The following is a 12,685-nucleotide window of genomic DNA, read 5'->3' on the forward strand; positions in this document are numbered from 1 at the left end:
GTTTTACACCTCTTCTATATTTTCTGCCTTATAATTTTTTAAATTTTACTCTGACTCCCATTTAAAATCAACCGCTAGTACGATTGATTAAATTTTCCAAACTTTCTTTCACTTTTATATAATCGATTTTTGTTTTATTCCCGTAAAGATAATTTTCATATGCGGCCGTAATCTGCGACATATATGGGGAATCAAATGCTTCGTCCGCTTCTGTTGCAAAAGATTGCAGCGTTTGTCCTTCCTTCCTTTTCAGCCCTTTTAATTCTAACATTTTTAACAGTCTCATATAAATCTTTTCAAAGTTTGTTTCATTAATATTTTGATTTTTTAACCATCGGCTATACCATTTCGGCATCCATAACTTGCGGGAAAAGAACAGGATGATGCCTGCAACAGGCAGACCGATCAAGGCATAGTACAATAAAAAGCGGAGATTTTTGATGAAATCCAATAACCCTGCAAAAATGCCGTTCCCCTGTTTCATCGTTTCATCTTGATCCCGTTGGTTTTCCGGTTTTGTGTCATCATCGACTGTCAGCATTTCATCCTGATATGCATCGGTTTCAAAATCATATTCAATGTTGCGGTTTGTTGAAAAGCCGATCGTCGGTTCAAAAGGAACCCAGCCTACTTTAGGGATATAGGCTTCCACCCAGGAATGGGCATCGTTATTTGTAATTTCGAAAGTTTTCAGCTCTCCATCACTGGACACCATTTCTCCACCGGCAAATCCTTTTACCCATCTCGCGGGAATCCCCACGGCCCGCAGCATCACAACCATTGCCGATGAAAAATTGTCACAGTAGCCATATTTGGTTTCAAATAAAAACTGATCAACGTAGTCCTGGTCTTCTTCAGGAACAGGCACCCCTTCCGTTTCATACCGGAAGCCATTCGTTGCAAAATAACTTTCGATGGCCCGCGCCTTTTCATAATCATTGCCTTTGTCCTTCACGATCTCCCTTGCCAAATCAATGACTCTTTGCGGAAGGGAATCAGGCAGCTGCAAATATTTTTCCCGAATACTTATATCGATCGGTTGTTGGATTGTCGAAGTCAAATCGCTGTATAAATACTCCGGCGTGCTGTATTTAATATGATACATATACTCCCCCGTGTAATCGGTGGCGATTTTTTCCGTTTCTAAATTCATTGCCATATTCACTTGATCTGCCATATCACCGGAGACATTGATGGAAACAAGTCCGTATGGTTGAATAACAAAATCGTAAGGATACTTCGGTTCAATATGGGCAAATTGCTCCTCGCCTTCAGGACCTACCGGCAATGAATGATTGATAGGTTGTCCATAAGAGATTTGTTGCAATAAAATGGTATCGCCCGAAGACTCCCAACCTTTTGACGTATAGAAATCTTTCGTTTCCACCCGCCAATACTGTTTCGTTGCCGCTTGCGCAATGAAAACGACCGTGTCATCCCCTACAAAGGAACCCCCCAGCGCCGAATCATCTTCATCGTAACCGACTTTTTTCACCGGCTCTCCAAATATGCGTCCGCCCTGGTTTGCTGCGGATTTTATATACGGAACCGGATCAGGCCATTGGGGAGCCGCTTTTGGCAACAGGATCGCCACCGCCCCGACAACCCCGATCATCAACAGGACCGGCAATGCCAGCTTAAAATACTGATGCCAATTAAATGAAGCGCCAGATTGCAACATCAGTTTTTTAATATACAAAAATACAAGCATCAGCAATCCAATCAGCAGCACTTCAACAATGGCAACCGTACCATCATAATTGGTGAACGTGTCCAAGATTCCAATGAAAATCACCGTCAACACAAGGAAATAGAAGATGTTCAATCTTACCGTCAACCAATAATGCACGATATAGACGAGCATCCACATAAGCAGGAAAAATAAAACCGATTGGAAAGCGTTTGTGATATAAAAGAAACTTCCTTGCAGAATCAATGAAACATTATAATACAGTTCATTGAACAGAAACTGGATACCTTCCGATGAGAACAAGGAAAAATCGCTGTACACATAAACGATAAACCATGAAATATAGCATATTTTTACAACCCACGATATAAAAAAAGGGATGCGGAACAGACTGAACAAAAGGCACAATATGATGAACAACAAAATCAATTCCACATACCCCATACCCGTCAACATCATGATCGGCAAAAGCCATTCCCGCAATATCAAAAAAATCATAATGTCATATAATGCGAGCTCGAATTTATTGAAAACTTCATTTTTCACGGTTTTAACACCTCCGTGAACACTTCGCTGAACATCGGTTTTGTAATCGGCACAATTTTTACGTTGTAATAGTCCCCTTTCATTCGCAGCTGCTCTTCCTGCTTGGATGCAACCACAAAACAGATGATGCCCTTTGTCTTTCTCCCATGATTTTTAAAGAAACTTCTTAATGAATCGCTCAATTCCCCCGTAAATAGAAGAATAAAGGAATCGAGTGTCTTGCCTTCCTTCGTCAAAAGAAGCTCGATATTTTTTGAATCGCTTGCTTTCACCATCGCCAATTGCCGCATGATCCGCTCCAGTTGTCCCCGTTTCAAATGGGAATAAAATGTTTGTTCCTCTCCCGCAATGAAAAACGACACATCTCCTTGATGATCAACAATCGTTTGCAAAACAGAAGCCGCCAATTCAAGGGACTCTTCAAAATGGCTTTTCACTGTAGCATCCAGAACAAGCAATACTTCCTGGCTGTGCCGCACTTCAAAATCTTTCGTCCTCAATGTTTCATCCTTCGCAAAGGATTTCCAATGAATCCATGAAAATCGATCTCCCGCTTGATAATCCCTGACACCCGTTGCCATGGAAGTATCTTTCATAAAAGCGAAAGGAGCCAATACTACTCCCTGATCAAACTGCCTCCGCATTTCACGGTATTTCATCTTTGTGATTTTTGGATAAACCATCACCTTTTGTTTTTGAACGGCAAATTTATGTCTGACAGTCCATCCAAAAAGATCGGTGAAGGTGAATTGCAATGCGGAAAATTCAATGACACCCCGTTCCAAATCAGGTATTTCATACGTCCAAGAAAAATTCCTTTTCAAACCGACAAAAAATACATTGGAACTTCCCTTCATTTTTTCAACCATATCATCGTCCAGTCCAATCTCCCTGATTGTCAGAAACGCTAATGGAAACCAAGTCTTATTAATAAAATGCACCGTCACGGACGCTATATCGCCTCTTTCAAGTCTTGCCGGCTGAATCTCCCTCCGGACTTCCTCAATGCGGAGGGGGACAAAATGAAGAAGCAAAGAGTAGAGCAAAAAAGGAATCAACGTGTAAAACAGAAACCAGCTGACAAATCCCCCTTGAAACATCGCATAACTGAATGTAACGACAATCAATAAAACATTGACGACAAAGCGGCCAAACTTGCTGATTATTCCTTTCCACATGCTCATCTTTCTGCAAACCTTTTAATAGGGATGACGGACTCGGCAATGATATTGTTGATGATATCCTCCACCGTCACACCTTCATAGCGCGCCTCCGGTTTTAAAATGATCCGATGACCGAAGACAAAAGGCGCCAAATATTGGACATCATCAGGTTTTACGAAATCCCGGTCAAGCATTTTGGCATAGGCTTGGGATGCCCTCATCAATGCAATCGTTCCCCGGGGGCTGACCCCCAAATATACATTTTCATCGGTTCTGGTCGCCCGTGCTAGTTGCACGATATATCCTTTTACGGAATCATCCACGTAAACATTTTTCACTTCTTCTTGCAATTCCAATAATTCCCCGATGGTGATCACCGGTTCCAAAGTTTGAATGGGCACTTTATTTTCAGCGCGTCTTAAGATTTCGATTTCCTCCAGTGTTGTCGGATAACCCATGCGGATTTTCATTAAAAACCGATCCAATTGGGCTTCCGGCAATGGAAAAGTTCCTTCGTATTCAATCGGGTTTTGCGTGGCCATGACAAAAAAAGGTTTTGGCAACTGAATGACTTCCCCATCGATGCTCACTGACGATTCTTCCATACATTCCAGTAAAGCGGATTGGGTTTTAGGGGATGTACGGTTAATTTCATCAGCTAAAATAATATTTCCTACGATGGGGCCGGGTCTGAATTCAAACTGCATGGTTTTCGGATTATAGATGGAAACTCCGATGACATCAGAAGGCAACAAGTCAGGAGTAAATTGAATCCGCTTAAATTCCGCGCTCACGGATTTCGCAAGGGAACGTACCATCATGGTTTTTCCGACTCCCGGCACATCTTCAAGCAATACATGTCCACCGGCAAGCAAGGCGATTATGCTAAGTTCAGCCACTTCCCGTTTTCCTATCATTACTTTCTCTATATTACTGATAATTTTTTCGATTTTTTTGTGCATAAAGTATCCTCCTGAAACTCGGGAAAAAGTCAGAATTTACGAAAAATAATTTAATTCAAGCATAAAATAAAAACTGGATAAAAAACAACTAATTGCAATTCGAAAAAGGAAATTATATACCATTAGTATATTTTCCACCTTTATCCGAAAAATTAAACGAAAAAGAAAAGCGAAGTGTTGCCACTTCGCCCTCCATATTATCAAATTCCCTATTCAATTCTATATCCACCCCACTCTTTGAACACGGCCGATTCAGGAATTGCCAATTTCACCGAATTAACAGTTTATAAGGCGATATCAAATGGATTTACGGTAAGTGCTAATGAGAGCTTCCTTATTTCTTGCTTTTTGGATGTTCATTTGATGTTGCATTAAACGGTTGCGCATTTTTTCAACCGTTTCACTATCAAGTGGTTGCCCAATAATGACCATTCTTTTGGTGTTGCGGTTTAAAATTGCATTCGATGAACGGTTTTGCTCCGTATTATTCCTTTTATTTTTTTGCTGTTCCCTCGGATTTTTCGAGAAAAAATGCCGTCCGCCACCGTCGTTCATCATTTTGAACACTTGATCATGACTGGAATGCAAATAACGTTTTGTGTAAGTGCTATTCACAACCGATTGAACGCGAGAAGTTCTCAAATGACACTCACCTCCGCTTCCTGTCTATACTATTTATTTCTATTAATATCGGTACATAACAATAAACTTCAATCTTTCCACCATCAAATAATACTGAATTTTCTTTCAATTGATCGCAAGAAAACCTTCGTTGTTTCATGGTATGCGGGTTTTTATAAAAAATTGTCTCCCACCTTAATCGTCCAGATGGGAGACACAGATCAACAGTTTTTTGCCTATCCGCCCTTACTTCCAAAAATCATCAAAGATGGTGATCGGCAAATGGCGTTTATGCTGCGAGCGTAAATAGTGGCCTTCGATTGTTTTTCTTGCTTCCTCCGGCACAGTTTTTCCTTCCAAATAATCGTCAATCATTTCATAAGATACCCCTAAAGCCGCTTCATCCGGCAGTTGAGGCCGATCATCTTCCAAGTCTGCGGTAGGCGTTTTTTTGTATAAATGTTCAGGGCAGCCTAAATATTGAAGCAGCTGCTTTCCTTGCCGCTTATTTAATCGGAAAATCGGCACCAAATCGACGCCTCCATCGCCGTATTTCGTGTAAAATCCCGTCACCGCTTCCGCCGCATGATCCGTTCCGACAACGACAGAGTTGGTCATTAAAGCGATGGAATATTGCACTTTCATCCGTTCGCGGGCTTTTTCATTTCCTTTCGCGTAATCGCTCAACACGATCCCCGCTTCCCGCAAGGCTTCGACACTTGCATCCACGGCCTTTTTAATGTTTACCGTAATGACTTTTGTCGGCTGAATAAATTGGATGGCATCCTGCGCATCTTGTTCATCCTTTTGTTCCCCATACGGAAGACGGACTGCGTAACAGGAATATTTCTGTTCACCGGCTTCTTCATTTAATTCATCGACGGCCATTTGCGTCAACTTTCCGACCAGTGTGGAATCCTGCCCTCCGCTGATGGCAATGACAAACCCTTTTATAAAAGGATGTTTCTTTGCATATTCCTTTAAAAATTCGACGGATTTCCGCACCTCTTCTGCAGGGTCAATTTCGGGCAAGACGTGCAACTCTTCAATAATCTGTTTTTGTAAACTTTCCAAATGAAGCCCCCCCTAAACTATTCCAAATTTTCGACTGCATCACGGATTTCTTGAATTTTTTTCATTTTGTTATCCCAACATTTTTGGCTGAGGTCCACAGGATATTCTTCAGGATTCAATGAGCGTTTATATTCATCCCATAACAATTCCAAACTTTCCTTTGCATATTCGCGCATTTCCAGAACAGATGGGCTTTCATACACGATTTTACCTTCATCTATGATTTTTTTATGTAATTCTTTCGCTTCGAAGTTAGTCACAAATTTTGAGATAAAGGTATGCACAGGATGGAACATTTTTAAACGTTTTTCTTCCTGCGGGTTCTCATCCGCCAATGTAATGTAGTCCCCTTCCGCTTTTCCATTTTCTTTGTTGATAATGCGGAACACTCTTTTTAAACCTGGTGTCGTCACTTTTTCTGCATTGGAAGTAATCTTCAATGTATCTTCCATTTCACCATGTTCATTTTCAATCGCCACCATTTTATAAACGGCGCCCAATGCAGGTTGATCATAAGCCGTGATGAGCTTTGTACCAATTCCCCAAGAATCCACTTTGGCGCCTTGTGCTTTCAGGTTTAAAATCGTGTATTCATCCAAATTATTGGATGCAATGATTTTCGCATTGGTGAACCCAGCTTCATCCAACATGCGTCGTGCTTCTTTTGATAAAAAGGCGATATCCCCGCTGTCCAAGCGGATTCCGATAAAATTGATTTGATCTCCCAATTCTTTGGCTACGCGGATAGCATTGGGAACGCCTGATTTCAATGTATTATATGTGTCGACCAGGAACACGCAATCTTTGTGTCTTCTTGCATAGGCTTTAAAAGCTTCATATTCATCTTTGTAAGCTTGTACAAAAGCGTGGGCATGTGTACCGGACACCGGGATATTGAATATTTTTCCTGCCCGGACGTTGGAAGTGGAATCAAAACCGCCAATAATGGCAGCCCGTGCTCCCCAAATGGCGGCATCCAATTCTTGCGCCCGGCGGGAACCAAATTCCGCAGCCGCTTCCTCTTTGATAATCTGCTTAATCCGGCTTGCTTTAGTGGCGATCAAAGTTTGAAAATTGACAATATTTAATAGGGCTGTTTCGATAAGTTGCGCTTCTGCCAACGGTGCTTCAATACGAAGCAACGGTTCATTCGCAAAAACGACTTCCCCTTCCACGACCGAATGCAAGGAACCGGTAAAACGTAAAGATTTTAAGTAATCAAGAAATTCATCATCATAACCCAACTCTTTTAAATAGGCCAAGTCCGTTTCACTAAAGCGGAAATTTTTTAAGTAGTCGATAATCCGTTCAAGTCCCGCAAAGATGGCAAACCCGTTCCCGAAAGGAAGTTTTCTGAAGAAAATTTCAAAAACGGCTTTGCGATTATGAATACCGTCAGCCCAATAACATTCCACCATATTGATTTGATATAAATCCGTGTGCAAAGTTAATGAATCGTCTTGATACATTTCTTTCATTCAAGATCCCTTCTTCCATTATTCGTTAATTTTAGTATACACTATTCCAATTTTCTATTCGAAGTTTTCGGCAAAATTATCATACAAATCTCACATTCAAAAAACAAACAAATGAATGGCACACCGTTTTCTTTTCTTCACTTTTGATAAAAATTTATTATTTTCACTTTTTTCTGGCTTAAGACTCAATTATACTTATTTAGGATAGGAGATTGTGATGACAAACGCAATAATTCATTCTGAAATATGTTTGTCAGAAAAAATGGTTCGCTTATATCAGAAGAAGGTGCCGGTCATTTTCTACGTCGGCAAAATCGCCACAATTGCCGGTCCTTCAGATGCAGGAAAAACGTCCATTATTATATGGATTAATTTCCACTTCTTCGGGAAATATAATAACGGTAGGGAATATTGTATCGACATTATTTGATGAGCAATTGCAATTTTCACAAAAAAACAATAATTAGCGAATTATGTATTCTAAAGCTTCAAAATCTTCTATGCTATAATATTTTTGTATATCTTATCAGGAAAAGAGGAGATCGTTTATGCCAGTATTACGTGACTTTTTCATCGCACTATCAGAAAATCAACTTTTGAATAAGGCAGCACAAAAATATGGTTTAAAACTCGGAGCTCAAAGTGTTGTTGCTGGTACAAATATCCCTGAAGTTATCGAAAGTATCAAAGAACTGAACAAACACGGTATTTCATGTACAGTGGATGTCCTCGGTGAATTTGTAAACGATCGGTCAGAAGCAATCAAAGCGAAAGATTACATTATCGAAACAATTGAAGCGCTTCATGAAAGCGGTGTCGATGCCCATATTTCAATCAAACCTTCCCAATTAGGTTTAAAAATTGACTTTGACTTCTGTTACGATAATGTGATGGAAATTGTAGGAACTGCCCATAAATATAATATGCACGTAAACTTTGACCAGGAAACTTACGATTTGTTGCAGCCTACATTTGAATTGATGGAAAAAGTGTCCGAAACTTACGATAATGTCGGTACGGTTATCCAAGCTTATTTCTTCAATGCGAAAGAAAATGCGGAAAAATATAAAGATTACCGCCTTCGCATCGTAAAAGGCGCTTATAAAGAATCGCCAAGCGTTGCTTATCAAGATAAAAGCGATATTGATTTGAACTTTATTGAAATCATTGAATACTCCTTATTGAATTGCAAATTTACGTCCATCGCGACACACGATCATAATGTAATCAATCACGTCAAACAATTCGTGAAAGATCACAATATTCCTAATGACCGGTTTGAATTCCAAATGCTTTATGGTTTCCGCAAAGATATGCAATTGGAATTGGCTAAAGAAGGCTATAATTTCTGTACTTATGTTCCCTTCGGCAGTGACTGGTACGGATACTTCATGCGCCGACTTGCTGAACGTCCTCAAAACATAAACCTTGTCACAAAACAAGTGTTTAATAAAAAGACGAATACAGTCATCGGCTTAATGGCTGCCGCCTTTGCATTGGGATACCTTACGAAAAAAAATAAATAATGAAAATAAAAGGACATAACATCGGCTTAAACGCTTGTTATGTCCTCTCTTTTTTATTTATTCCACCCTTTTTCTTTAAAGCGGGAAATGGCTTCGATACGATTGCCGACGCCCAGCTTATCCAAAATGGTGGAGATGTAATTTCTTACGGTACCTGTGGATAAATATAACTCCGCAGCGATCTCCTTTGTGGTTTTTCCTTCCGCCACAAGCTCCAACACTTGACTTTCCCGTTCGGTCAATGGATTTTCGCTTTCTTCATCATAGACGATATCCACCAATTCCGGTGCATAGATCCGTCTTCCTTCCATAATCACCCGTATAGCGTTCACGAGCTCTTCAATCGGGCTGTCCTTCAACAAATAACCTCTCACTCCGGCTTTTCTTGCCCGGTCAAAATAACCGGGTCTTGCAAAGGTCGTTAAAATGATAATTTTGCAATCGGTTTTCCCATTCAACTCTTCCGCAGCATCAAGCCCTGTTTTCACCGGCATTTCAATATCCATAATGCAAATATCCGGTTTCAATTCGTCGACAAGCCGCACCGCTTCTTCCCCGTTTTTGGCAAGTCCCACTACTTCCATATCGTCTTCCATGTTTAGCAGTGAACTCAATGCGCCAAGCAACATCCCTTGATCTTCCGCAATCACAATTCTTATCATATTGCACTTCCTTCCTGGTGGGTAATGGTGAGGGGTATCGTAATCTTCAATTTCACTCCAGGATTATTTTCAATCGTCACTGTTCCATTGATAAATTCCAATCGTTCACGCATCCCTTTTAATCCATTCCCTTCAAACCCGGCGTTTTCATTTAATCCTTTTCCATCATCTTGGATCAACAGCATCACTTCATTTTTATCCTGTTGAATTTCAACGGTGCAGTTCTTTGCACCGCTATGCTTCACAATGTTGGTCACCGCTTCTTTTAAACACATACTTAGTACATTTTCCACTAAAACGGGGATTTTTAATTTATGAATATCCCCGATCAACTGATAGTGAATCCCGGCAGCTTGCAACATTTCCTCCACCCGCTTGCATTCCTCGCTCAACTTGACAGCTTTCATATTCGAAACGAGTTCCCGCACTTCTTTTAATGCGATTCTTGCCGTGTGCCGGATTTCTTGAATTTCTTTGATCGCCGCTTTCGGATTTTTTTCCACAAGCCGGCTCGCCAAATCGCTCTTTAAACCGATCATGGAGAGCTTTTGTCCCAGCGTATCATGCAAATCCCTGGCAATACGCTGCCGTTCTTCGTGGATAATCAGTTCCGCAATCCGCTCTTTTGCACTTTCCAATTCACCTTCCAGATTTTCCTGCTTGTTCCTGCTATAGATGGCGATCGGCAAAATGACAACACCCACTACGGTGATGATGATAAATGTCGTCTGGTGGAGGAATGATTCCAATTCAATGAAATAACCGGCGACGATGGAAAGAATCGTAAATCCAATATGCAAGCCGTACATGATATAAAAACCGACCGTGCTTTTGATATTACCAATGAAGAAAGAGGTGAAGATGGATAAATACACATACCCGTAAAATAACGTCATCAAAATATTCAGCGCCATTCCGAAACTGACCCACATATAGACAACCCCGTTTTTGGAATGGACAGAAAAATAGTAAGATAAAAAATAAAGCAAAATCAAAACAACCCCGAAAAATATTTGCACTTGGGATAATGTCCGTACAACAAGGAAGTAAAAAGGGAGAATACAAAAGATGATCCATATATAAATGCTAATCCACTTGCTTCTCGGTAAAATCATGTACCAGCGCTTCATCGTTTTCCTCGCAACCTTTTTCTTTTCATTATACATTGTGAAAACACGAAAGTCCCAAAAGCAGGCTATACTTTTGGGACTCTTCCTTTAGACTTCAACCGACTTTACTTTTCCGGAATATAATTTTTCCACTTCTTTAAAAGTGACAAACCTTTTCTTCTCCGGATCGTACAATTTATAACGAATCGATTCGATACTTGTTTTAATCGTTATCGTTGTCGCCTTTTGAAGAGGAGGCACGGAATTATGGGCCGCTTCCAAATAATAATTTGGTACCCTCGGCGCCAAATGGTGCACATGATGGTAACCGATATTCCCTGTAATCCATTGCAGCACTTTCGGCAATTTATAAAAAGAACTTCCCTCCACGGCCGCCTTTACATAATCCCACTCCGGATCGTATTCGAAATATGAATCTTCATACGTATGTTGGATATAAAACAGCCAAATGCCAAGGGATCCCGCAATAAACATCGTCACTCCATGAACTAGAAGTACCGCTTTCCAGCCAAAGGCCAAAATCAGGGCTGTGATTAATAGCGCCACCATAATATTGGTGAAATACGTGTTCATGCGCTCTTTCTTCTTCGCATCTTTCCGGTTGAAACGATTTAAAACCAGCACTAAATACAATGGCCCCAACCCGAACATCACAAAAGGATTACGGTATAAACGGTAGAAAAATCTTTTGGTTTTTGAAAGGGCCAAATATTCATCCGTCGTCAACATATCAATATCACCGATGCCGCGTTTATCCAAATTGCCGCTTGTGGCATGGTGAATCAAATGCTCCCTTCTCCATTTCGCATAAGGGAAGGAAGTGAGGATTCCAGTAATGTTTCCTACAAAATCATTGGCCTTTTTGCTCTTGAAAAAGGATCCATGGGTGCAATCATGAAAAATAATGAATGTGCGCACGACAAATCCGGAAGCAAGCACGCCACAAAGGACGCCTATCCACGGATTGGTACTCGCAAAATAATATCCGATTCCCCAAATGATGAGGAGGGGAATGAGGGTATCCATCATTTGAAGGATACTTTTTTTCCTTTCCGATTTGGCAAAGGGTGCAACATCTTTACGTAATTTTTTCGTCTTTTCAGCATTAGTCATCGACATAGGTTCACCTATTCCTATAAATTAGTATTCTCATCGTACAATGGATTGTCACGGACCAATAGAATCAAATATCACCTTTTCCACATTACAAATGTCATATAAAAAGGATCCATCCCTGTTATTCTTTGAGATGGATCCCTTTTTCATTCAATAAAAATGCAATTGATAATATTCAATGTCCAACCATTTCCCGAATTTGTAGCCGATATTTTTTAATCGGCCGGCCAGGTGAAAACCGAACTGTTCGTGCAGCTTGATACTTGCGATATTTTCCGAATCGATGACAGCCACCAGTGTTCTCACATTCCGTTTCTTTGCTTCTTCAATGATTGTTTGCAAAAGCTTTTTTCCGATTCCTTTTCCTTGGTGTTTGGATGAAACATAAACGGAATGTTCCATGGAATATTTATAGCCTTCATTGGGATAAAATCGTTTGAATGTGGCAAAACCCGCCACTTCCCCATCCTCTTCATAGACAAACATCGGATTATGTTCCTTTTCATTTTCTATAAACCATTGCTTTCTTTCTTCCAACGTCTCCGGATGTGTGCGATAAAGGGATGTCGTATTCAAAATGGCTTCGTTGTAGATGGCTGATACACTTTCAAGATCTTCCGCCGTCATTGGCCGAATCATCCAATCTCCCTCCTTGATACGGTTCAGAAATATTTTGTTGATAAAAAGCAACCTGATGATATGGACACAAAAATCGGG

Annotated in this window: 12 protein-coding genes; 2 read left to right on the top strand and 10 right to left on the bottom strand. The window is 40.5% G+C overall.

What is annotated here, in order from left to right:
• Positions 1 to 67: 67 nt before the first annotated feature.
• The 6 genes from NST13_RS09985 to NST13_RS10010 form a co-directional block, all read right to left on the bottom strand.
• Positions 68 to 2,236: a transglutaminase domain-containing protein gene (locus NST13_RS09985; protein WP_342580526.1), complete on the bottom strand. Its 2,169-nt coding sequence runs from the start codon at positions 2,234 to 2,236 to the stop codon at positions 68 to 70.
• Positions 2,233 to 3,414, bottom strand: coding sequence for a DUF58 domain-containing protein (locus NST13_RS09990; RefSeq protein WP_342580527.1), 1,182 nt, complete (start codon positions 3,412 to 3,414; stop codon positions 2,233 to 2,235). Before NST13_RS09990 ends, NST13_RS09985 begins: the two co-directional genes overlap by 4 nt.
• Before the next feature lie 2 nt (positions 3,415 to 3,416).
• Entirely contained in the window at positions 3,417 to 4,361 is a 945-nt protein-coding gene (locus NST13_RS09995) for a MoxR family ATPase (protein WP_342580528.1), read from the bottom strand.
• Positions 4,362 to 4,658: 297 nt separating this feature from the next.
• On the bottom strand, positions 4,659 to 5,003 hold the full coding sequence (locus tag NST13_RS10000) for a hypothetical protein (protein WP_342580529.1): 345 nt from the start codon (positions 5,001 to 5,003) through the stop codon (positions 4,659 to 4,661).
• A 225-nt stretch (positions 5,004 to 5,228) separates the two neighbouring features.
• Positions 5,229 to 6,056, bottom strand: coding sequence for an ammonia-dependent NAD(+) synthetase (nadE, locus tag NST13_RS10005; protein ID WP_342580530.1), 828 nt, complete (start codon positions 6,054 to 6,056; stop codon positions 5,229 to 5,231).
• A 17-nt stretch (positions 6,057 to 6,073) separates the two neighbouring features.
• The gene (locus tag NST13_RS10010) at positions 6,074 to 7,534 is read right to left on the bottom strand and encodes a nicotinate phosphoribosyltransferase (RefSeq protein WP_342580531.1); all 1,461 of its coding nucleotides are present in this window, start codon (positions 7,532 to 7,534) and stop codon (positions 6,074 to 6,076) included.
• A 217-nt stretch (positions 7,535 to 7,751) separates the two neighbouring features.
• On the opposite strand from NST13_RS10010, the gene NST13_RS10015 reads away from it, so the two are divergent.
• Positions 7,752 to 7,964 carry a hypothetical protein gene (locus tag NST13_RS10015; RefSeq protein ID WP_342471104.1) on the top strand — a complete coding sequence of 71 codons (213 nt, stop codon included), beginning with the start codon at positions 7,752 to 7,754 and terminating at the stop codon, positions 7,962 to 7,964.
• Between the two features lie 118 nt (positions 7,965 to 8,082).
• On the top strand, positions 8,083 to 9,060 hold the full coding sequence (locus NST13_RS10020) for a proline dehydrogenase family protein (RefSeq protein WP_342580532.1): 978 nt from the start codon (positions 8,083 to 8,085) through the stop codon (positions 9,058 to 9,060).
• A 53-nt stretch (positions 9,061 to 9,113) separates the two neighbouring features.
• On the opposite strand, the gene NST13_RS10025 is transcribed toward NST13_RS10020, so the two are convergent.
• The 4 genes from NST13_RS10025 to NST13_RS10040 all read right to left on the bottom strand — a co-directional run bounded on the left by NST13_RS10025 (position 9,114) and on the right by NST13_RS10040 (position 12,607).
• Positions 9,114 to 9,722 carry a response regulator transcription factor gene (locus NST13_RS10025; protein ID WP_342471102.1) on the bottom strand — a complete coding sequence of 203 codons (609 nt, stop codon included), beginning with the start codon at positions 9,720 to 9,722 and terminating at the stop codon, positions 9,114 to 9,116.
• Entirely contained in the window at positions 9,719 to 10,654 is a 936-nt protein-coding gene (locus tag NST13_RS10030; protein WP_342471101.1) for a sensor histidine kinase, read from the bottom strand. The genes NST13_RS10025 and NST13_RS10030 overlap by 4 nt, the downstream gene beginning before the upstream one ends.
• A 285-nt stretch (positions 10,655 to 10,939) precedes the next feature.
• On the bottom strand, positions 10,940 to 11,965 hold the full coding sequence (locus NST13_RS10035; protein WP_342471100.1) for a fatty acid desaturase: 1,026 nt from the start codon (positions 11,963 to 11,965) through the stop codon (positions 10,940 to 10,942).
• 153 nt (positions 11,966 to 12,118) lie between these two features.
• A complete protein-coding gene (locus tag NST13_RS10040) occupies positions 12,119 to 12,607 on the bottom strand; it encodes an N-acetyltransferase family protein (RefSeq protein WP_342471099.1) in 489 nt (162 codons plus the stop codon).
• Positions 12,608 to 12,685 lie beyond the last annotated feature (78 nt).

Source organism: Ureibacillus sp. FSL W7-1570 (assembly GCF_038593265.1).
GTDB classification, from domain to species: Bacteria; Bacillota; Bacilli; order Bacillales_A; family Planococcaceae; genus Ureibacillus; species Ureibacillus suwonensis.

Bases quoted from the DNA above. Each gene is read 5' to 3' on its own strand.
- NST13_RS09990 (WP_342580527.1), bottom strand. From the start codon at position 3,414: ATGTGGAAAGGAATAATCAGCAAGTTTGGCCGCTTTGTCGTCAATGTT.
- NST13_RS09995 (WP_342580528.1), bottom strand. From the start codon at position 4,361: ATGCACAAAAAAATCGAAAAAATTATCAGTAATATAGAGAAAGTAATG.
- NST13_RS10010 (WP_342580531.1), bottom strand. From the start codon at position 7,534: ATGAAAGAAATGTATCAAGACGATTCATTAACTTTGCACACGGATTTA.
- NST13_RS10015 (WP_342471104.1), top strand. From the start codon at position 7,752: ATGACAAACGCAATAATTCATTCTGAAATATGTTTGTCAGAAAAAATG.
- NST13_RS10020 (WP_342580532.1), top strand. From the start codon at position 8,083: ATGCCAGTATTACGTGACTTTTTCATCGCACTATCAGAAAATCAACTT.
- NST13_RS10025 (WP_342471102.1), bottom strand. From the start codon at position 9,722: ATGATAAGAATTGTGATTGCGGAAGATCAAGGGATGTTGCTTGGCGCA.
- NST13_RS10030 (WP_342471101.1), bottom strand. From the start codon at position 10,654: ATGTGGGTCAGTTTCGGAATGGCGCTGAATATTTTGATGACGTTATTT.
- NST13_RS10035 (WP_342471100.1), bottom strand. From the start codon at position 11,965: ATGACTAATGCTGAAAAGACGAAAAAATTACGTAAAGATGTTGCACCC.
- NST13_RS10040 (WP_342471099.1), bottom strand. From the start codon at position 12,607: ATGATTCGGCCAATGACGGCGGAAGATCTTGAAAGTGTATCAGCCATC.